16 protein-coding genes and 1 riboswitch are annotated in these 21,587 nt (G+C 41.5%); of the genes, 7 read left to right on the top strand and 9 right to left on the bottom strand.

All coding sequences use genetic code 11. The features are described from left to right. Positions 1–12 precede the first annotated feature (12 nt). The 7 genes from RCG24_RS20875 to RCG24_RS20845 form a co-directional block, all read right to left on the bottom strand. Positions 13–702, bottom strand: a complete 690-nt coding sequence (locus RCG24_RS20875; RefSeq protein WP_308077962.1) for a CpsD/CapB family tyrosine-protein kinase — start codon at positions 700–702, stop codon at positions 13–15. Next, positions 692–1,429 (bottom strand): YveK family protein, encoded by a 738-nt coding sequence (locus tag RCG24_RS20870; RefSeq protein WP_308077961.1) that lies wholly within the window; start codon positions 1,427–1,429, stop codon positions 692–694. Before RCG24_RS20870 ends, RCG24_RS20875 begins: the two co-directional genes overlap by 11 nt. A 33-nt stretch (positions 1,430–1,462) precedes the next feature. After that, the gene (locus RCG24_RS20865; protein WP_308077960.1) at positions 1,463–1,804 is read right to left on the bottom strand and encodes a helix-turn-helix domain-containing protein; all 342 of its coding nucleotides are present in this window, start codon (positions 1,802–1,804) and stop codon (positions 1,463–1,465) included. A gap of 12 nt (positions 1,805–1,816) precedes the next feature. Beyond that, on the bottom strand, positions 1,817–2,983 hold the full coding sequence (locus RCG24_RS20860; protein ID WP_308077959.1) for a DegT/DnrJ/EryC1/StrS family aminotransferase: 1,167 nt from the start codon (positions 2,981–2,983) through the stop codon (positions 1,817–1,819). A 38-nt stretch (positions 2,984–3,021) separates the two neighbouring features. Continuing rightward, positions 3,022–3,636, bottom strand: a complete 615-nt coding sequence (locus RCG24_RS20855) for a sugar transferase (RefSeq protein ID WP_308077958.1) — start codon at positions 3,634–3,636, stop codon at positions 3,022–3,024. A 118-nt stretch (positions 3,637–3,754) separates the two neighbouring features. Further along, entirely contained in the window at positions 3,755–4,819 is a 1,065-nt protein-coding gene (gene galE, locus RCG24_RS20850; protein WP_308077957.1) for a UDP-glucose 4-epimerase GalE, read from the bottom strand. 59 nt (positions 4,820–4,878) lie between these two features. After that, positions 4,879–6,702, bottom strand: a complete 1,824-nt coding sequence (locus tag RCG24_RS20845) for a polysaccharide biosynthesis protein (protein ID WP_308077956.1) — start codon at positions 6,700–6,702, stop codon at positions 4,879–4,881. Positions 6,703–7,186: 484 nt separating this feature from the next. Further along, a riboswitch (SAM riboswitch) is annotated at positions 7,187–7,300 on the top strand. 183 nt (positions 7,301–7,483) lie between these two features. Here RCG24_RS20845 and RCG24_RS20840 point away from each other — a divergent pair. The 7 genes from RCG24_RS20840 (at position 7,484) to RCG24_RS20810 (ending at position 19,692) form a co-directional block, all read left to right on the top strand. Beyond that, a complete protein-coding gene (locus RCG24_RS20840) occupies positions 7,484–8,596 on the top strand; it encodes a methionine biosynthesis PLP-dependent protein (protein WP_308077955.1) in 1,113 nt (370 codons plus the stop codon). After that, positions 8,596–9,777, top strand: a complete 1,182-nt coding sequence (metC, locus tag RCG24_RS20835) for a cystathionine beta-lyase (RefSeq protein ID WP_308077954.1) — start codon at positions 8,596–8,598, stop codon at positions 9,775–9,777. The genes RCG24_RS20840 and metC overlap by 1 nt, the downstream gene beginning before the upstream one ends. Positions 9,778–9,781: 4 nt before the next feature. After that, positions 9,782–11,650, top strand: a complete 1,869-nt coding sequence (locus tag RCG24_RS20830) for a bifunctional homocysteine S-methyltransferase/methylenetetrahydrofolate reductase (protein ID WP_308077953.1) — start codon at positions 9,782–9,784, stop codon at positions 11,648–11,650. Then, the gene (gene metH, locus RCG24_RS20825; protein ID WP_308077952.1) at positions 11,628–15,077 is read left to right on the top strand and encodes a methionine synthase; all 3,450 of its coding nucleotides are present in this window, start codon (positions 11,628–11,630) and stop codon (positions 15,075–15,077) included. Before RCG24_RS20830 ends, metH begins: the two co-directional genes overlap by 23 nt. Positions 15,078–15,286: 209 nt before the next feature. Then, positions 15,287–16,603 (top strand): IS1380 family transposase, encoded by a 1,317-nt coding sequence (locus RCG24_RS20820; RefSeq protein WP_308077951.1) that lies wholly within the window; start codon positions 15,287–15,289, stop codon positions 16,601–16,603. 877 nt (positions 16,604–17,480) lie between these two features. After that, positions 17,481–18,044, top strand: a complete 564-nt coding sequence (locus RCG24_RS20815; RefSeq protein ID WP_202655692.1) for an FAD-dependent oxidoreductase — start codon at positions 17,481–17,483, stop codon at positions 18,042–18,044. Between the two features lie 130 nt (positions 18,045–18,174). After that, positions 18,175–19,692, top strand: a complete 1,518-nt coding sequence (locus tag RCG24_RS20810; RefSeq protein WP_202655691.1) for an MDR family MFS transporter — start codon at positions 18,175–18,177, stop codon at positions 19,690–19,692. A gap of 39 nt (positions 19,693–19,731) precedes the next feature. Here RCG24_RS20810 and RCG24_RS20805 read toward each other — a convergent pair whose 3' ends face one another. Together RCG24_RS20805 and RCG24_RS20800 are read right to left on the bottom strand one after the other, a co-directional pair. Continuing rightward, on the bottom strand, positions 19,732–20,133 hold the full coding sequence (locus RCG24_RS20805; protein WP_308077950.1) for a cytosolic protein: 402 nt from the start codon (positions 20,131–20,133) through the stop codon (positions 19,732–19,734). 221 nt (positions 20,134–20,354) lie between these two features. Further along, on the bottom strand, positions 20,355–21,581 hold the full coding sequence (locus tag RCG24_RS20800; protein ID WP_308077949.1) for a tetratricopeptide repeat protein: 1,227 nt from the start codon (positions 21,579–21,581) through the stop codon (positions 20,355–20,357). Between the last annotated feature and the right edge of the window lie 6 nt (positions 21,582–21,587).

The following is a 21,587-nucleotide window of genomic DNA, read 5'->3' as shown; positions in this document are numbered from 1 at the left end:
TTGATGGGCCGTTTAACTGTAATGGCCATAACTATTCTTCCTTTTCGATTCCACTCCATTTACGACGACACCAAGTATATTCGAATTGGCCTTTTCTAATAATTGTTTTGCTTTCAGTGCCCCGTCTTTTTTCGTTTTCCCACTAGAAACGACCATGACAACGCCATCACATTTATTCGCCATGATTTGGGCATCTGTTACGACCAACAATGGCGGTGTATCGTAAACGATATAATCATACGTATTTTTTAATTCCATCATGATATTTTCCATCGCTTTCGAATCCAATAACTCTGATGGATTAGGGGGAGTAGGACCACTTGTTAAAACATCCAAATTTGGAATAATTGTATGCGATATGGCCTGTTTTAGGTCAATTTTCTTCGTAAGGACACTTGTCAGCCCATCCAGATTGCTAACGCTAAAAGAATAGTGGAAGGTCGGCTTTCTTAAATCTGTATCGATCACCAATACCTGTTTTCCAAGCTGTGCCAGGACAATGGCTAAATTGACCGCCGTTGTCGACTTTCCGTCAGATGCTTCCGGTGATGTAATCGCAACCGATTTAATTTCTTTATCCACCGAAGAAAACTGCAAATTATTCCTTATTAGCCGATATTGTTCCGTAACAGATGCCGTTGGATTATAATGAGCAATTAAATGTACTCTTCTTTTATCTTTCTTTTTAAATTTACGAAACAATTGTTTCCCCTCCCACGTTGCGGGCAGTTCGATTTACCCTTTTCCTTTTCTCACTCCGAGACATTTTCTTAACCGTTCCCAGCACCGGCAGACCGAGAATCGCATTGACATCCCGGTCATCTTTCAAGGTATTATCCAGGAAGTCTAAAAGGAAGGCGATTCCCATTCCAGCAAGCATCCCTATTACAACGGCAATTCCGATATTTAGGATAGGATTGGGTTTTACCGGGGCAGGATTCTCTTTCGAAACGGCTTTCGCAAGGATGCTAACATTATCTACGCTCATAATACTTTTGACTTCCTGTTGAAACGTTTCGGATATAGCATTAACAATTTTCACCGCTTCCTGAGCATTTTCATCTTCGACGATGATGGAAAATACTTGTGAATTATCCTGGCTATTAATCGTCATTTTTTGATTAAGGCTATCGACACTTTCTTTCAGTTCCAGCTTCTCAATCACTTTTTCCAAAATAACTGGACTTTTAATAATCGCGCTATAAGTGTTGATCAATCCGACATTACTTTGAAGCAGACTATAGTCGAGCTGGTTTTTCTCATTTTTCTGATTAACTAAAATCTGGGTTGAAGCGCGATAGACCGGTGTTAAATAATAATAAGAAAGGATCCCGCTCACGACCGCCGCTGTTATTGTCAGAAGGACGATTAGCTTCCAGCGCTTCCTAAGTATATTGATCATATCTATTAAACTGATTGTTCCCTCCATATAATCCTCCAAAAAAATTCAGCCCTAGAAATTTTATTCTGGTTGTTGATTTTTCCACCTGATAAATTCTATCAGGGTTTTGTATTGTTCCAACTGCTCCTTTTCCACTCCCATTTCCTTCAATTCATTCACAAATTCGACCCATTCCTTTTCGATATATATATGAGTTTCAAGGTCACTTCCGTTTTTTAGTAGTGTTAATAAGTCTACTTTTAAAACTTTTGCAATTTTAATCACTACTTTGAGAGAAGGATTTTTGTTCAAATTGCGTTCAATATTGCTTAAATATGACTTTGATATATTGGCTAATTCCGCCAGCTCTGTTAAGGAATACCCTCTTTGTTTCCGTATTTCCGCAATTTTTTCTCCAATCATGAGCTACCCTCTTTATCCCCTTGCTAATTTGGAAAATACTTGTTTAATACAGTCAATAACCCTCATTTGATCTGAAATTGTCATGTTGGAACCTGAAGGCAAACAAATTCCGGTTTCAAAAAGTTCCTCTGAAAAACTGCTATTCTCATCGTGCGAATAGTATTTATATTCTTTAAACAGAGGCTGTATATGAAGTGGTTTCCATATATGCCGTGCCTCGATATTTTCCGCCTCTAATGCGGCTAATAAATCGTTAATCGTAATAGTCGTTTTTTCTTTGTTTATTGTAAACGCGGTTAGCCAGCGATTTGAAAAGGTGTTCTTTAATTCCGGCATAAAAGTAATCGGCAGTTGGGATAACTCCTGTTGGTATAGATTAAATATTCTTCTTCTTGCCGCAATTCTTTCTGTCAATACCATAAGTTGTGCTCTCCCAATCCCTGCTAAAATATTACTCATTCGATAATTAAACCCTACCTCACTATGCTGGTAATAGGGGGCCGCATCTCTTGCTTGTGTGGCTAAAAATCGGGCTTTTGAAAGCGCCTCTGTATGATTGGAAACAAGCATTCCTCCTCCAGATGTAGTGATGATTTTATTGCCATTAAATGAAAAGATGCCAAAATCTCCGAATGTGCCGCTCATCTTTCCTTTATACTGACTGCCTAGGGATTCTGCTGCATCTTCAATTACCGGGACGTTGAACTTTTTACAAATGGAGACGAGTTCATCCATCTTGGCAGACTGTCCATAAAGGTTTACTATAATAACAGCTTTTGGAAGCTTCCCTAATGAAACTGCTTCTTTAAATGCATTTTCAAGCGCTCTTGGTGACATATTCCAGGTATCCGGTTCCGAATCAATAAATACCGGTTCTGCACCTTGGTATAGTATAGGATTAGCTGTTGCTACAAAAGTGAGACTCGAACAAAAAACGGTGTCACCCTTTTTCACTCCTAATAAAATAAGAGCCAAATGAATGGCGGCGGTACCTGAACTCACCGCAACAGCCCCATTGACTCCTAGAAAACTTGCTATTTCATTTTCAAACGCATCAACGTTCGGCCCTAAAGGAGCAATCCAATTGGATTCGAACGCTTCTTGAATATATTCCATTTCCATTCCACTCATATGGGGAGGGGAAAGGAAAATTCTATTTTTTTTGACCGTTTGCAGCATGTGAATCACCTCCGATATTGATATAACTGTCCTTTCAGTTATCCATGCTTTCCTATTTCTTCTATTTTTGTTCCCGTGAAGGTCTCCATCGTAATATGTTCCCCTTGATTTACACCTTCATGACGAATTACCTTAATAATGGTTAAAAACAATATTTTTATATCTAGTAATAATGTATGATGATTCACATACCATACATCCAGTTCAAATTTCTTTTCCCATGAAATTGCATTTCGTCCATTAACTTGAGCCCACCCGGTAATTCCTGGCTTCACATTATGCCTCTTTGCCTGTTCTTTAGTGTATAATGGAAGATACTCCATTAATAGCGGCCTAGGACCTACTAAGCTTAGTTCTCCCTTTAATACATTTATTAGTTGAGGGAGTTCGTCTAGACTAAATTTTCTCAGAAAGGAACCGAATGGTGTCATCCTTTGTTCTTCCGGAAGCAGTCTTCCAAAAGCATCCCTTTGTTCTGTCATGCTTCGAAATTTATAAAGATAGAAAGCTTTACCATTTAATCCTGGTCGTCTTTGTTTAAACAGTATTGGTGTACCCAATTTTATTCTAACCAAAATGGCTATTATCAAAATAACCGGTGTGAATATTATCAATAATAATAATGAACCAAATATATCCATCAATCTTTTCATATCACAAAATCCCTTCAATTACGAGCAATGTAATAATTTACTTTTTTATCACAAGGAAACCAATACTATCTGCTGCAAACCACTCAGCTGTAATTCAAAATAAGAAACATTAAAAATTTTAACTACTACTCTGGTAATCTGGTATTTCTAAAAGATTATTCAGTTCTTCATCATCCAAATATCCATTCGGATTTTGAGATTGCCATCTCCAGGAATCTTCACACATTTCCTTAATTTCTCTCTCCGCCCTCCAGCCCAGTTCATTTTTTGCCTTTGATGGATCGGCATAACATATTGCAGCATCACCAGGCCGTGGAGAGGTTATTTGATAAGGAATTCGAATACCGGTCACCGATTCAAACGCAGACACTAATTCTAGGACACTATAACCTTGTCCTGTTCCCAAATTATAAGCATCTATCCCTGCAGACTGGATTACTTTTTCCAAAGCCTTTAAATGGCCGGTGGCTAAATCCGAAACATGAATATAATCCCTTACACCAGTACCATCAACCGTTGGATAATGATCACCAAATATTGGAAGAACCTCTAATTTGCCGGCTGCAACTCTAGTAATGAAAGGCATTAAATTGTTGGGAATTCCCTTAGGATCTTCGCCAATTTTTCCACTCTTATGAGCCCCAATTGGATTAAAATACCTTAATAAGGCTACGCTCCATTCTGGATCAGATTGATATATATCCCTCAACATTAATTCAATCGCCAGTTTTGTCCGGCCATATGGATTCAAAGCATCAAGAGGATAGTCTTCTGTAATCGGAACTTTTTTAGGTATTCCGTAAACCGTTGCGGATGAACTAAAAACCATTTTTTTGACATGGTATTTTTTCATTAACCTGCAAAGATTTACTGTAGCCAAAATATTATTTTGGTAATACCAAAGAGGATTGCTCACTGATTCAGCAACAGCTTTAATTCCTGCCAGGTGAATGACCGCATCAATTTGATTTTCCAAAAAAACAGTTTCTAGCTTGGTTTCATTTAATAAATCAATATTATATATTTTAAAATTTCGTTTTGTTAGTTCCTGTACTCTTTGTAATGATGCAGGTTTGCTATTCAAAAAATTATCAACAACAACTGGTTCATATCCGGCAGCTAGCAATTCCACAATCGTATGGGTGCCGATAAACCCGGCTCCACCGGTAATAAGTATGACCAAAATTATCACCTTCGCAGTCTATGAAACTTTTCTTTTTTATAATAATGTTTAAACCCCAATTAAATCGGTACCGACAACTTTGTCTTTACCTCTTTCCGATTTGTAAGCTGAATAACCCTGCTCCTAATTTCGTCTTTTTCAAGGTTTGAGTAATGGGAAATTAATTCTTCAATTTCTTGAATAAACAGATCAGACGGCTTACCTACATAAATATTTGGGTAGATTTGTTGCTGATAAACCTCATTTTCATTAAGTAATTCCTCAAAAAGCTTTTCTCCTGGTCTTATTCCCGTAAACTCAATTTCAATTTCTTCCAGAGAAAAACCTGAAAGCTTAATAAGGTTCTTTGCTAAATCGAGAATTTTTACCGGCTGGCCCATATCTAATATGAAAATCTCCCCGCCATTGGCCAGGGCACTTGCCTGCAGTACCAATCGAGAGGCCTCGGGTATCGTCATAAAATAGCGCACCATATCCGGATGGGTTACGGTAACGGGCCCTCCTTTTTCTATTTGTCGCTTAAAAAGCGGAATGACACTTCCCCTGCTTCCCAAAACATTACCAAATCGGACTGTAACAAACTTTGTTTCACTTTCTGTATTCAAGTATTGGATTACCATTTCTGCAAGCCTTTTGGTTGCCCCCATTACACTTGTTGGATTAACCGCCTTATCCGTAGAAACCATGACAAATGCTTTTACCCCATTCCATCTGGCGGCTTCTGCAGTGTTGATCGTTCCAATCAAGTTATTTTTTATTGCTTCCTCTGGATTTTCTTCCATCAATGGAACATGTTTATGTGCAGCAGCATGATATACAACATCCGGTCTGTATGTACTCATCACTGACATCATTTTTCTCTCATCCTGTACATCCGCAATCACAGAAATAAATTCAATGGGTGATTGTTGGTAACGTTCTTTTAATTCCATTTCAATGGTGTAAATACTATTTTCCCCATGACCTAATAAAATCAGCTGTTTAGGATAAAATGCGGCAAGTTGGCGACAAATTTCAGATCCAATCGAACCGCCGGCACCGGTAACCAAAACAACTTTATTCGTGACAATTGCTGTGATGCTTTGTATATCCAAATCCACAGGTTCTCTCCCAAGTAAATCCTCTACTTGCACATCACGAAATTGTTTGACCGAAACTTTTCCCGTTACTAAATCTTCGAGCATTGGAAGAATTTGTGTTTTTGCACTTGTTTTCACACATTCTGCAAAAATTTTATTCAATTCTGTTCTATTAAGGGAAGGAATCGCAATCACAATATGATCAATACTAAAATTCTTTACTATTGCTTCAATTTTTGTGATTCCACCTAAGACGGGAATCCCTAAAATATCAAGTTTGTGTTTCTTTTCATCATCATCAATAAACCCAACTGGCAAAAGGTTGGCTTCATTTGTTTTTTTTAATTGCCTGGCCACCATCACCCCAGCTGATCCGGCACCTATAATTAATGTTCTTTTTTTATTATTTGTTTTATTAAGCACTGAATCTCTGAACCATCTGAAACAGAAACGCGAAGAACCAACAAACAACAAATTCAGCATCCAAGTTACGATCAGATAGCGAATAAAGACTTCATCTAACACAAGCTGTTGGATGATTACTGTAAAGAGGATCGTAAATGTTTCGACTTTTAATATACTAATTAACTCCCCCACACTCGCATATGCCCAAACTTTTTTGTATAACTTGAATTGAAACGAGAGAAAATGATGGACAAGTAAAATTACAATTAAACTAAGAGTAAAAGAAAAGGAAAAAATTTCGAGCTCATCTTTAATTAAAAAACTGCTAACAAGAATGGCTGCCAAAACTAGCCATGAATCAATAAAAATAAAAAATGATAATCTTTGAATATACGTCATCCCTCAACCCACTTTCTTTATAAAATTTATAAGTTTATCCTCTCCATCAATAAAAGAACAAACTTATAAATTTTAAAATGGGCATCTAACCCGCCCTCACATCACACTCTCGACGACTAGCGTCTAAGGTATTTCTACCCACAGCATGACCGAGTGTCTCCATTGATAATGGTAAGGAGACATCACCCAAAATTCTCAAAATTTATTTCGTTCTTTTTATAGAACGTATTGAGCAAAAAAATAAACCTTTCAAAATTATTACTTTTTAACTAATCTTTTTGTACTTAATTAAGAACATTATAATCCCATTTACCTAAAAAATAAACCCTTTTTTATAAAAAATTTTTGTTTCGCTATTAATCAATTGTTCACTAGGAAGAACAGACTGCTAAGTATTTAACTTCTGCAACCATCCTCCTTTTGAATATATATTGACACTATTGTCTTAGTGTAGTAAATTTAATGAAAATCAAAATATTCGATTTTCTTATCAAGAGAGGTTGAGGGAAGGGCCCAATGACACCTCAGCAACCTTCAGTGGGATTCCATTGAAAAGGTGCTAAGTCCTGCAAATTTTTAGTAATTTGCGAGATAAGAAGAATGACCGAGTGGTTCGTGCTTACAAAAGTCTTCTTCTTATAGAAGGCTTTTTTTAATGGAGAACGAAAGCCCCCTATCCGGAGTAGTCACAAGGCGTTGGAGCTAGTCTAGGAAAGACAGCCGCCTCCGCTAAAAATGACTGCACCGAGTTGCTAAAATTTTTTAAAGGAGAGAATGCATAATGTACAAAATCGACACCAAATTAGCCCAAATTGGCAATCGCAGTGAGACCACAACTGGAACCGTCAACCCGCCGGTTTATTTTTCAACCGCCTACCGCCACGATGGAATCGGGCAGTCAACGGGTTTTGATTATATCCGTACCGGAAATCCGACGCGGCAGCTTCTTGAAAAAACAATCGCGGATCTCGAAGGCGGCGATCAAGGCTTTGCCTGCAGTTCCGGAATGGCGGCGATTTTTACGCTGCTGTCCTTATTCAAATCCGGAGATGAATGGTTAGTCAGCGAGGATTTATATGGGGGAACCTACCGTTTATTGGAACAAGGCTTTAAAAAATGGGGCCTGACTTGTCACTATATCAATACCTGTTGTCCGGAAACCGTTGAAAATAACATTACACCGCATACAAAAGCAATTTTCCTCGAAACACCGACCAATCCGTTGATGCAGCAGGCCGATATCGCCGCCATTGCGGAGATTGCCAAACGACACGGAATGTTACTGATTGTTGATAATACTTTCTACACGCCGCTGTTGCAGCAGCCGATTAAGCTTGGCGCCGATATTGTCATCCACAGCGCCACGAAATATTTAGGCGGTCATAATGATGTCCTAGCCGGTCTGATTGTTGCGAAGGGCGCGGAACTTTGCGAAGCACTGGCATTTCATCATAACGGCGCCGGTGGTGTGCTTAGCCCGTTTGATTCGTGGCTGTTAATGCGCGGAATGAAAACTTTGTCACTGCGTATGGAAAGGCATGAGAAAAATGCGAAGGCCATTGTTGAATATCTTACGAACCATGCTGATGTCACAGATGTGCTTTATCCCGGTCACGGCGGGATGGTTTCGTTCCGTATCAAGGATGAGGCTTGGGTCAATCCATTTTTAACAGGGTTAAAACTGATTAGCTTCGCTGAAAGCCTTGGGGGAACGGAAAGCTTCATAACCTACCCGGCAACCCAAACCCATGCCGATATTCCTGAAGAAATTCGGATTGCCCAAGGGGTTTGCAACCGTTTGTTACGTTTTTCTGTCGGTATAGAAGATGCAGAAGACTTAATTGCTGACCTAGATCAGGCCTTTGCTAATATTCATGAAGGGGTGACCGTATAATGACATACGATGAATATCATTTTGAAACAAGATTACTTCATAATCAGCATAAAATCGATCCGGCAACAGGCGCTGTGAGTGTTCCAATCCAGCACGCCTCAACGTTTCACCAGTTTGATGTTGATCATTTTGGAAAGTATGATTATGCCCGCAGTTTAAATCCGACTCGGGAAGCACTTGAGGATGTGATTGCCGAGCTTGAAGGCGGCGTAAAAGGCTTTGCTTTTTCAAGCGGAATGGCGGCGATTTCCACCGCTTTTCTGTTGCTGTCGGCTGGCGACCATGTGGTCATCACCGAGGATGTGTACGGCGGAACCTTCCGCATGGTGACTGAGGTGCTATCTCGCTTTGGGATTGAGCACACCTTCGTCGACATGACCGACTTAGAGCAGGTGAAACAGGCGATCCGGCCAAGCACAAAAGCCTTTTATGTGGAAACACCATCGAATCCGTTATTAAAAGTGACAGATATCCGTGCGATCAGCTGCTTGGCGAAAGAGATTGGGGCCTTAACCTTTGTCGATAACACGTTTTTAACACCAGCACTGCAAAGGCCGCTTGAGCTTGGGGCTGATCTTGTCCTCCACAGTGCCACAAAATTTTTATCAGGCCACAGCGATGTAGTTGCCGGACTGGCTGTGGTGAATGATGAGGCGCTGGCGAAGCGGCTCGGATTTTTGCAAAATTCGTTTGGTGCTATTCTCGGGGTCCAGGATGCCTGGCTCGTACTGCGCGGCTTGAAAACGCTCAGTGTCCGGCTGGATTTTTCACAACATACTGCGCTTAAGATCGCGAAATTTTTACAGGCACATCCGTTGATCGAAACTGTCTATTATCCCGGACTGGCCAGCCACCCGCATTATCACTTGCAGCGGGACCAAGCTCAAGGGGCCGGGGCTGTTTTATCATTTGAACTTAAAAGTGAAGCCGCTCTCCGCACGTTTGTCGCCGGCGTGAAAATCCCTGTATTTGCTGTCAGTCTCGGGGCAGTTGAATCGATTTTATCGTATCCGGCAAAAATGTCCCATGCGGCGATGCCGCAGGCGGAGCGGGAAAAGCGCGGCATCAAAAACAGTCTCCTGCGTTTGTCGGTCGGCCTTGAGAATCCGGATGATCTGATTCAAGATTTCTCCCGCAGTTTGGAACAGTTAGATCAGCCAGAACTGTTGCGAGGGGAATGAGAATATGAACCTATTAGAAAAATTAAGCAAGGAAATTTTGATTGCTGATGGAGCGATGGGGACACTTCTCTATTCTTATGGAACGGACAGCTGTTTTGAGGAACTGAATCTCTCCCATCCGGAACAAATCCAGGCGATTCATCAAGCCTATATTGAAGCTGGTGCCGATGTAATTCAGACGAATACGTATGCGGCCAACTATTTAAAGCTGCAGCGCTACGGCATCGAAGATTCAGTTAAAGAAATTAACAGTGCTGCGGTCCGCCATGCCAAGCAGGCGGCCGGGGCGAATACTTTTGTTGTCGGGACGATGGGCGGGAACCGCGGTATCAAACCGGAATCCATTCCAATAGAAGACATCAAACGAAGCTTTCGTGAACAGCTGGACTTCCTTTTACTGGAAGGGGTCGACGGTTTGCTGCTGGAAACCTTTTATGACTTAGAAGAGCTGGAAACGGTTTTGACGATTGCCCGTAAGGAAACGAAGCTGCCAATCATTGCTCAGGTCTCCCTGCAAGAGCCGGGTGTTTTACAAAATCGTACGCCCATCAATGATGCCCTAACCAGATTAGAGGAACTTGGTGCCAATGTTGTTGGCCTTAATTGCCGGCTCGGGCCTTACCATATGCTATTAACATTGGAACAAATCAAGCTTCCGCAGCAAGCCTTTCTTTCTGCTTACCCGAATGCCAGCCTTCCAGCCTATACGGATGGGAAGTTTCATTATGTGGGTGATGCCGATTACTTCCGCAGCTCGGCTGAAAGCTTTCGCGACCAAGGCGTCCGCCTGCTGGGCGGCTGCTGCGGCACGACTCCGGATCATATCAAAGCCTTTGCAGCTGCCTTAAAAGACCGTACACCCGTTACCAATAAAGTAGTAAAATTTAAGCAAAAGGAAATCGTCATGAAAGAGAAAGCTCCTAAGGCTAAACCTGAATACGAGCCGCTTCAGGATATTGTCAAAAGACGGCCTTCGATCATCGTCGAATTAGATCCTCCGAGAAAGCTGAATACGAAGAAGTTTTTTGAAGGAGCGAAAGCGCTGAAGCAAGCCGGGATTGATGCCTTAACAATGGCTGATAATTCCTTGGCAACCGTGCGGATTTCCAATGAATCATTAGGCTATTTAGTAAAAAAAGAACTGGGCGTGCGGCCGCTTATTCATATCGCCTGCCGTGACCGCAACTTGATCGGCCTGCAATCGCACTTAATGGGGCTCTACACCCTTGGTATGAATGATGTTTTGGCGATTACCGGTGATCCGGCCCGGGTCGGGGATTTCCCAGGAGCGTCTTCCGTTTACGATGTCTCTTCCTTTGAATTGATTCAAATGATCAAGCAGATGAATCAAGGCTTATCTTTTTCCGGGAAAGATTTAGGCGAAAAAACAGTGTTCAGCGTTGCTGCTGCCTTTAATCCAAATGTCCGCTCCGTTGAAAAAGCAGTTAAGCGTTTGGAGAAAAAAATCAGCTATGGTGCCGACTACTTTATTTCACAGCCGGTCTTTTCAGAGGAGAAGCTGCTCGAAGTCTATGAAAATACGAAACATTTGGAGACACCCATCTATATCGGCTTGATGCCGTTGACGAGCAGTAAAAATGCCGAGTTTCTTCATAATGAAGTGCCAGGCATCAAGATTGCTGATTCGATTCGCGAGCAGATGTTTGCCTATAATAATGATCCAGAGCAAGCCGCCCGCGAAGGAATTGAAATTACGAAACAACTCATTGATGCCGCCCTGGATTTATTCAATGGAATTTATTTAATTACGCCATTTTTACGATACGAACTAACGCTTGAGCTTGCCCATTATGCTAAAGAACGGGCAGGTATTCTTAGGGGGAACAGCTATGTTGAAACGACCATTTACTGAGCAACTGAAAAAACGCATTCTCGTTATCGACGGTGCCATGGGAACGATGCTGCAGCAAGCAGGACTGACTGCCGCTGATTTTGGCGGCGAGCAGTATGAAGGCTGTAACGAAAACTTGAACTTAACCGCCCCTGATGTGATTGCCGATATTCACCGCGAGTATCTCGCGGCCGGAGCCGATATTATTGAAACCAATACTTTTGGTGCCACGAGCATTGTTCTTGACGAATATGCTCTCGGGTTTAAAGCCTATGAAATAAATAAAAAAGCAGCACAAATCGCAGTCGCGGAAGCAGAAAAAGCTTCCACACCCGAGTGGCCGCGCTATGTCGCTGGTTCAATGGGACCAACGACCAAAACGCTGAGCGTCACCGGCGGAACAACATTTGATACCCTTGCTGCTGCCTACGAGGAACAGGCGCTTGGCTTAATTGACGGCGGTGTCGATCTATTACTGCTTGAGACAAGCCAGGATATGTTAAATGTTAAAGCCGGCTATGTCGGAATTCAAAATGCCTTTGCCAAAACAGGCAAAACATTGCCGCTCATGATCTCCGGCACCATTGAACCAATGGGTACAACCCTTGCCGGCCAATCGATTGAAGCCTTTTATATTTCCGTCCAACACATGAATCCTGTCGCTGTTGGGCTGAATTGTGCCACCGGTCCGGAATTCATGCAGGACCATATTCGCTCGCTGGCAGGCTTGGCGGATACAGCGGTCAGCTGTTATCCAAACGCAGGACTGCCCGATGAAGAAGGTCATTACCATGAAACCCCGGAAACTTTGGCGAAAAAATTAGCTGATTTTGCCGCCCATGGCTGGCTAAATATTGTCGGCGGCTGCTGCGGGACGACACCGGCCCATATTCGGGCAATGGCAGAAGCAGTGAAAGATTTCGCCCCGAGGGAATTTGGCCGTGCCAATGTTCACATGGTTTCCGGGATCGAGCCATTTGTTTACGATGACCCGACACTGCGGCCGATCTTTGTTGGTGAGCGGACCAATGTCATTGGTTCACGCAAATTTAAGCGGTTAATCGCCGAGGGGAAATTTGAAGAAGCAGCGGAAATCGCCCGCGCCCAAGTAAAAAACGGTGCACATGTCATTGACCTTTGTTTAGCCGACCCTGACCGCGATGAATTAGCCGATATGGAAAATTTCATCAAAGAAGTAGTTAAAAAGGTGAAAGTACCGCTCGTCATCGATTCGACGGATGAAAAGGTGATTGAAACAGCGCTGAAATATTCACAAGGGAAAGCGATTATTAATTCGATTAACCTTGAGGACGGCGAAGACCGCTTTAAAGCGATTGTTCCCCTGATTCACCGCTATGGCGCGGCCGTCGTTGTGGGAACGATTGATGAACAAGGCATGGGTGTTACGGCAGAGCGGAAACTGGAGATTGCTAACCGTTCCTATGACCTGTTGGTGAACAAATATAAGCTAAAGCCGCAGGATCTTATCTTTGATCCATTAGTATTTCCCGTAGGTACAGGGGATGAGCAATATATTGGCTCCGCTAAAGCAACGGTCGACGGAATCCGCCTGATTAAGGAAAAGCTACCGGGTGTGCAAACCATTCTGGGCATCAGCAACGTCTCCTTCGGGCTGCCGCCGGTCGGCCGGGAAATTTTAAATTCAGTCTTTTTGTATCACTGTACCCAAGCGGGACTCGATTACGCGATCGTCAATACGGAAAAGCTCGAACGGTTTGCCTCCATTGCCAAGGAGGAAGTGGAATTAGCAGAAAAACTGTTGTTTGCAACAACAAATGAAGCACTGGCTTCGTTTACTGATTTTTATCGGGAGAAAAAGAAACAAGTAAAAACGGCTGAACTTAATCTAAGCCTTGCAGAGCGGCTTGCTTATTATGTCGTGGAAGGAACGAAAGAAGGCCTGATTCCGGATTTGGAACTTGCTCTAGCCGAGTACTCGACTCCATTGGATATTATCAATGGCCCATTGATGGACGGGATGAAGGAGGTCGGCCGTCTATTTAATGATAATCAATTAATTGTTGCCGAGGTTCTGCAAAGTGCGGAAGTGATGAAAACAGCAGTTTCTTTCCTAGAGCCATATATGGAAAAAGGCGATGTGTCGGCAGCGAAGGGGAAAGTATTATTAGCTACGGTTAAAGGCGATGTCCACGATATCGGTAAAAACCTTGTTGACATTATTTTAAGTAACAATGGCTATGAGGTCCATGATCTCGGAATTAAAGTGGCACCGGCGGATCTGATTAAGGCAATTCGTGAGCAAAAGCCGGATATTGTCGGCCTTTCAGGACTGTTGGTGAAATCGGCCCAGCAAATGGTGCTAACTGCTCAAGATATGAAGGCAGCGGGTATCAACTTGCCGATTTTAGTTGGCGGTGCTGCCCTGTCACGGAAGTTCACCGATACGAAAATTGCCAAAGAGTACGACGGGCTCGTCCTTTATGCAAAAGATGCGATGACCGGTTTGTCACTTGCCAATCAGGTTCAGTCACCAGAGGAGCGGGAAAAGCTGCTCAATGCGAAACAGGAAAAACTGGCGGCTGCTGCTGTTTCGCTTGATTTGCCGGTACGGGCGGCGGCGGCCGTAGCAGTGAAAACAAGACCGGCTGTCTCGACTGAGGTCCCGGTGTTTGTTCCAAAGGATACTAAACGGCATATCATCAAATCGTATTCTTTATCGCATATTGAACCTTATATTAATATGCAAATGCTGCTGAGCCACCATCTTGGGGTGAAAGGGAAAGTCGCTAAGTTACTAGCCGAAAAGGATGAGAAGGCTTTAAAGGTAAAAGAAATGGTTGATCAATTGCTGGCTGACGCTTCTGCCAACAATTGGATTACCCCGCGGGCCGTTTATCAATTTTTCCCAGCGCAGTCAGAGGGGAATAAAATTTATATTTATGACCCTGAGAATCTTAATGTTGTCCTGGAAACCTTTGATTTCCCACGTCAGGAATCAGCGCCACATCTATGTTTGGCAGACTATTTGAAGCCGGTCTCCAGCGGAATGATCGATTATGTCGGTTTATTTACCGTGACCGCCGGAGGAGGAATTCGTGAAGTCGCTGAACAGTTGAAGGAGAGTGGGCGTTTTCTTGAGAGTCACGCTTTACAGGCTTTGGCGCTTGAGAGTGCGGAAGGGTTGGCTGAGTTCATCCACCGGCAAATGCGTGATCGCTGGGGCTTCCCTGATCCGCTTGAGTTTACCATGCAGGATCGGTTTGCCGCAAAGTACCAGGGACAGCGTTTCTCGTTTGGTTACCCGGCCTGCCCAGATTTAGATGATCAGAAAAAGTTGTTTGGCTTGATTCATCCAGAAGAAATCGGCGTCGAGCTGACGGATGGCTGCATGATGGAACCAGAAGCTTCTGTATCAGCAATGGTCTTCGCCCACCCAGAAGCCAGATATTTTAATGTATTAAGATAGAATTTAGTTAAGAGTTCCGCGGAGGCCGCGGAATTCTTTTTTGTGGAAAAATATCTACCTGAATTATTCACAGTTTTTTTGAAATAGGCTGCTTTCTCCTATTTAATCAGCTTTTCAGTCGATTTTTAATGCACTTAATAAATGAAAAAAGAATCCATTTCTGATAAGGTTAAAACAACTACGAAATAACCACAGAAAGGATTCTTATAATGGCTACTTTACCGCAATTAACCCTAAATTTCAATCGTCAAATTAAATTGTCAAATGATGGAGGTTCCCTTTCTTCTGATACCGGTGAATTCATTTTTAGAGAATTCGATGAGAAAATAGGGTTTTCAGAGACATTAACTAAATACCTACAACTAAAAGACGAAAGACTCTACTTTTTTCATTCGAATGAAAACTTGCTTCGTCAAAAGATTTATCAAATCGTTGCTGGATATTCCGAAGATGATGCAGCTGATCAATTAACGAAGGATCCCGTGTTTACGCAAATCATTGGAACAGAAGCATTAGCTTCCCAACCTAGCTTATCCCGCTTTTTTGCACGGTTTGATAAGGAATCTATTGTGCAATTAAATCAAGCTAATCAAGAACTTTTAGACAAAGTGAATCAAATTAGAGAGTCTAAGGCACTTATTATCGACTTGGATTCTACACATGCCGATACGTATGGAAAACAGGAATCCACATCTTACAATTCTCATTACGGAACAGTTGGTTTCCATCCATTGGTTGCTTTTGATGGAATAACTGGTGATTTTTTAAAGGCCCAACTAAGACCGGGAAATGTCTATACTTCCAACGGTGTCGTGGAATTTGTCAAGCCTCTTATCGAACATTATAATGAGAAATTCCCAGCGATTGTCCCATTCCTACGAGGGGATAGTGGCTTTGCTGTTCCAGCTTTGTATGATTTGTGTGAGGAAGAGTCGGTTTATTATGTGATTCGTTTAAAATCAAATGCCAATTTGCAACGTCTCGCTGATGAACTACATCCTGCCTCCTTTCCAGCCGATACAACAAAACCAGAGATTTATTATGAGGAAACCGAATATCAAGCAAAATCATGGTCTAAGCCTAGAAAAGTGATCATCCAATCTGTTCGCCCTGCGGGCGAATTGTTTTTCACGAATTCATTTTTTGTAACGAACTTGATAGACGCATTTTCCCCGAAGGATATCGTGAATGCGTACAAAAAAAGAGGCACAATGGAAAACTATATCAAGGAAGCTAAGAATGGATTTGGTTTGGATAAAATGAACAGCCATTCTTTTCAAGTAAATGAATCCAAGATGATGTTGAGCTTGTTGGCATATAACCTAACAAATTGGCTTCGTACGCTTTGTTTTCCGGAGGGACAAAAAAGCATACAAATCGAAACCATTCGAACAAGACTGATAAAGGTCGCAAGTAAATTAGTGAAATCAGGACGATCGCTTTACTTTAAGTTGTCTTCCAGTTTTGTGTACCAAGAATTCTTTTGGAAAGTATTACAGAGAATTCAACTGCTAAAGCTGGAATAAAACTTATCTGCTATCTAATTTGGGCTGTGTTAATGTGCGATTTTGATTTTTACACACTGTTGATTGAAGTGGAGGGCGCTTGACTCCTGCGGGATGTAGAGGAAAAGTCGAGACCCCACAGGCGGAACGCCGAGGAGGCTCGACTTCCTCCCTGCGGAAAGCAAGCGCCCGGAACGGAAATCAACAGACAAATGTAATGCAGCCAATATTTAAAAACAACTTTCAAGACCAAGGGAGTAGTATGCTCAAAAACCTAACACTTTAAGACATGCCACTTAGCGATTTTCATGAATAGGTAACTTACAAATAAATTAATGGCAATTGTGCACCAAATTGAATTTCTAGATTTCTTTTTATTGACTAATGTGCAGGTATGAATAATTCAGGTATCTATAATAATTTTTTACAAAATCGAAGTGCTTTTTTACGTAATCCGGGCGCAATTTTACATAATCTCGCTTCTTTTTTACAATGTTTGGTATAAACTGGATCACTCCCTATTCCAAAGAATTTATTTTACAAAATCGGAGTGCTTTTTTACGTAATCCACGCGGAATTTTACATATTCCCGCTTGTTTTTTACAATGTTTGGTATAAACTGGATCACTCCTTATTCCAAAGAATTTATTTTACAAAATCGGAGTGCTTTTTTACGTAATCCGGGCGCAATTTTACATAATCTCGCTTCTTTTTTACAATGTTTGGTATAAACTGGATAACATCTTGTTATAAGGAAGCTATTTTTTTAGATGCAAAAATTATTTAACTACTGCTTATTTCGTTTTTCTAAATTTATGAAATAAGCAGTTTGTTTTACTTTTGACACTCATTAGCCGATAATATAGTTGTAAAAAAATTCAATTAGGAGGTTTTACATATGTTTGATGTTGTTATTGTAGGTGCAGGTCCCGCTGGCGCAAGTGCTGCTCTTTTTACAGCAAAAGCTGGCAAGAAAACACTTATCGTTGACAATGACAAAAGTGTAACCAAAAGGGCTTGGATTGAAAACCATTATGGGGTAAAAGAAATTACCGGTCCCGACCTCGTAGAGATTGGTAAAGAGCAAGCCAGTAAATTTGGCGCTGAAATTGTCCAAGCTACCGTAACCAATATTAGTAAAACCAATGACGGTTTTAAAGTTGAAACAGATAACCATCAATATGAAGCAAAACATGTTATCGTGGCAACGGGGATGCTCGCAGACTTGGCGGAAAAGGCTGGTCTTAACACAAAACCAGGTACTGAACCAAGGGTAAAAACCATTCTTGATGTTGATGCTGCTGGAAAAACAAATGTTGACGGCATCTGGGCAGCCGGTACCATTGCCGGGGTCAGCATGCATACGATCATTACTGCCGGTGACGGAGCCAAGGTTGCCATTAACGTAATTAGTGAATTAAATGGCGAACGCTACGTTGACCATGATATTTTAAAATCTTAAATACCACTTTAAGTCCCCAATAAAAGGGGACTTTTTTTCCTTAAGTAAAAAATCATTGACAGTTTACAGCCTTTCCCATTAAAATTTCTTTATCATTTCAAAAAAATCCCTATTTTCAAGGAGACTCTACATGATCACTAAGGACAATAAGATTCATTTTGTCGTAACCGGTCTATTGCTGGCTATTCTCATGTCGGCGATGGATAATACGATTGTTGCTACAGCTATGGGAACTATTGTCGCGGACCTTGGCGGACTTGATAAGTTTGTTTGGGTAACCTCGGCCTATATGGTTGCCGTCATGGCCGGAATGCCGATTTTCGGGAAATTGTCTGATATGTACGGCCGCAAACGCTTTTTTATGTTTGGATTATCTGTCTTCTTAATTGGCTCTGCTTTATGCGGGATTGCCCAAACAATTGTACAATTAAGTATTTTCCGGGCGATTCAAGGAATTGGCGGCGGTGCACTGATGCCGATTGCCTTTACTATTGTATTTGATATCTTTCCGCCAGAAAAGCGTGGAAAGATGACGGGGCTGCTCGGAGCTGTTTTTGGCACATCAAGTGTATTAGGTCCGCTTTTGGGTGCTTATATTACTGATTACATCAGCTGGCACTGGATTTTTTACGTCAATATCCCTCTTGGTTTAGTTTCTATTGTTTTAATTATCCGCTATTACCATGAATCTTTGCAGCATTCCAAGCAAAAAATTGATTGGCTTGGTGCGATTACATTGGTCATTTCCGTTATCAGCCTCATGTTTGCTTTAGAATTAGGCGGCAAGGAATATGCATGGAACTCGACGCCCATTATCAGTCTGTTCGCAAGCTTCTTTATTCTTTTTATTGTGTTCTTTATTGCCGAGGTTAAAGCAGAAGAGCCGATTTTACCGCTATGGCTGTTTAAGCGGAGGCTGTTTGCCGCCTCGCAAATCCTCGCCTTTTTATATGGTGGCACATTTATTATTTTAACTGTGTTTATTCCGATTTACGTTCAAGCTGTTTATGGAGGTACAGCAAAAAATGGCGGCTTGATCTTGACGCCGATGATGCTCGGGTCGGTTGCCGGCAGTGCAATTGGTGGGATTTTTTCGACGAAAACCTCTTATCGAAATTTGATGGTGATCTCCATCATTTCATATCTTGCCGGAATGTATTTACTTGGGACGATGACAGTTGATACTGCTAGAATCATACTTACGGTTTATATGATTCTCGTAGGCTTTGGAGTCGGTTTTTCCTTCTCCTTGCTGCCGACGGCTTCGATTCATAATCTTGAGCCGCAATTCCGCGGGACAGCCAATTCGACTAACTCCTTTCTGCGTTCATTTGGCATGACACTGGGGATTACCATCTTCGGAACGATTCAGAATAATGTCTTTACCGACCAATTGAAAGAAGCATTTAAAGGAATGGGCGGAACCGGTGGACAGACATTTAAAATGGGCGATCCGCGGGAAATTTTCGAAGCAAGTGAAAGGGCAAAAATCCCCGGTTTTATTTTGGATAAAATTATTGATGCCATGTCGGCATCGATTACACAAACTTTCTTGCTCGCTTTGATCCCAATCGGGCTTGCCGCGATTACGATCTTTTTCATGGGAAAAGCCCGGATTGTCATCCATAAAGAATCTGCACGAGGGTAGTAAAAAGCACTGGAACCGTTGCGGTCCAGTGCTAATTTTTTATACCTCAAGATCTTTACCTTCTTCAACTACATGGAATAATAAGTGGGCGAGATGATGGATCGGGCCGTATTCCTCTTCTTCTTCTTCTTCATCCATTTCCTCACTAAATTCCATATCATTCAAATACAAAGCCATAAACTCGTAAAAATCACTTAGTTGAAAGGCATAACAGGCAGTAGGCTCTTCATTGTCTTCCTCATATTGCAGCACCATGTAGGATAGGTCGCCGTCCTTATCGGCAGCATCGAAAAAGACAAAAAAGCCAATGTTGGTATCCAGCTCAAATAAGTGCCTTGTCCCGCCTTCTGTGGCCTTATCAAAATCCTCCTGATTTAATTTTTGAACCTGCATCGTATCGACATTATCTTCTTGATGAAAGCTAACAACAAATGATTTCATAAAAATCCTCCTCGCTCACAGCCAAATTTAAAAGCACATAATTCCATTATGCCCTATTCTAGGAAATCAACAAGCCATAAACGAAAAAAATCCCTGAGAATCTCAGGGATTTTTTCATCAACCGATTGGCGGGTGAATTGGATATGTTAGAACAGTAACTAACAAAACTGCTGAAAATGTAACTAATTGTAACGCAATTCTTTTCACTTGATTTTCCTCCTTTATTGCACAGTTATTTTATTTAAATATTTTACTACATCCATTGCATTTCCCTGCCTCGTATAATAATCGGCAAGCATTTTATAAAAGTGAGTAATGTCATCAGCATGCTCATTCGCCTCTTCTAAAAAAGGAATGACTTTTGTTTCTAAATATTTAAACCCTTTTTCCGGCGAGTCCATGTGGAGCAGATAAAAATCCGCTAACAGCCGAAATTTTTTACTCCCCAGCTCTTTGGCCAAAGAATAAACATCTTGAAAACATTTCCTTGCTTTTTCCATCTCATTGAGAGAGTAATGCAGTTCCCCGATGACATATAAAGTTACAAGATAATCATGATTACGGCTTGGTTGCAAAGCTAAACTCTTCCCAAAATAGTAGAGTGCCAGCTTATAATTTTTCATTTTTCGCTGCAGGTAGCCCATGTTATGAAAGATCTGCGGCAACAATGCTTCTTCCTTCATGATTTCGGCATTGCGAATTAAATGACGGAAACACACTTCAGCTTCTTCATAGATATTGGAGTGGGTATAGTTAATCCCCAGCAGCATTAGTGTGTGAAGGACTCTCAAGAAATTATGCTCATTCATAAAGATTTGCAACGCCTGTTTACCAAAATGGATCGCATGGCCCGACTGTTCAAGCAAACTTTTAATCAGTGCACGATGATAAAGGAATTCTCCATCTGTTGTTTGAAAACAATTTTCCATATGCAAGGAGTCAAGAATCTCATCAGCATTCTTATATTGGCCCTTCCACATTAACCATACCGCATTATAGTAGCGAAATAAATAGTCTTCATGTTGGGAAAAATTTTTCCTTTGCTTATGTAAAAGTTCTTTTTGAGACCCCGCTTCATCCAGTAATCCTTTAAATAAAAGATATCGATATTTATAAAGTTCCCAAATATGGATATAATGAGAGAATGGAATCAGATGTTCAATCTGTTTCAATTTCTGATAGGTTTGTTCAACCTCATCTTTTAAATAAAAGTTAATGTTATTGCTAAATTCCCGCAGCAGGAGTTTAATTTGCTCCTCATTCGCTTCCACCTCCTCCATGCTTATATTTAAGCGTTCGAGCAGAAGCGCGATCGTTTCCTCGTTTGCTTCTTTGGAATTGTTTTCGATCTTGCTCAAATGGGGAACTGAACAAATTCCCTTGGCCAATTCTCCCTGGGTCAATCCTCTCTGAGTCCGGTAAAATTTAATGAGGGCTCCAAATTCCATTATTTC

Origin of the sequence: Neobacillus sp. OS1-32 (assembly GCF_030915425.1) — a bacterium.
GTDB classification, from domain to species: Bacteria; Bacillota; Bacilli; order Bacillales; family Cytobacillaceae; genus Neobacillus; species Neobacillus paridis.
This window is presented reverse-complemented; position numbering and strand designations above follow the sequence as displayed.

Coding starts and splice junctions, on each gene's coding strand:
- metH (WP_308077952.1), top strand. CDS start 11,628: ATGTTGAAACGACCATTTACTGAGCAACTGAAAAAACGCATTCTCGTT.
- RCG24_RS20815 (WP_202655692.1), top strand. CDS start 17,481: ATGTTTGATGTTGTTATTGTAGGTGCAGGTCCCGCTGGCGCAAGTGCT.
- RCG24_RS20860 (WP_308077959.1), bottom strand. CDS start 2,983: ATGCTGCAAACGGTCAAAAAAAATAGAATTTTCCTTTCCCCTCCCCAT.
- RCG24_RS20870 (WP_308077961.1), bottom strand. CDS start 1,429: ATGGAGGGAACAATCAGTTTAATAGATATGATCAATATACTTAGGAAG.
- RCG24_RS20800 (WP_308077949.1), bottom strand. CDS start 21,581: ATGGAATTTGGAGCCCTCATTAAATTTTACCGGACTCAGAGAGGATTG.
- RCG24_RS20830 (WP_308077953.1), top strand. CDS start 9,782: ATGAACCTATTAGAAAAATTAAGCAAGGAAATTTTGATTGCTGATGGA.
- RCG24_RS20810 (WP_202655691.1), top strand. CDS start 18,175: ATGATCACTAAGGACAATAAGATTCATTTTGTCGTAACCGGTCTATTG.
- RCG24_RS20845 (WP_308077956.1), bottom strand. CDS start 6,702: ATGACGTATATTCAAAGATTATCATTTTTTATTTTTATTGATTCATGG.
- RCG24_RS20805 (WP_308077950.1), bottom strand. CDS start 20,133: ATGAAATCATTTGTTGTTAGCTTTCATCAAGAAGATAATGTCGATACG.
- RCG24_RS20820 (WP_308077951.1), top strand. CDS start 15,287: ATGGCTACTTTACCGCAATTAACCCTAAATTTCAATCGTCAAATTAAA.
- RCG24_RS20865 (WP_308077960.1), bottom strand. CDS start 1,804: ATGATTGGAGAAAAAATTGCGGAAATACGGAAACAAAGAGGGTATTCC.
- RCG24_RS20840 (WP_308077955.1), top strand. CDS start 7,484: ATGTACAAAATCGACACCAAATTAGCCCAAATTGGCAATCGCAGTGAG.
- RCG24_RS20855 (WP_308077958.1), bottom strand. CDS start 3,636: ATGAAAAGATTGATGGATATATTTGGTTCATTATTATTATTGATAATA.
- metC (WP_308077954.1), top strand. CDS start 8,596: ATGACATACGATGAATATCATTTTGAAACAAGATTACTTCATAATCAG.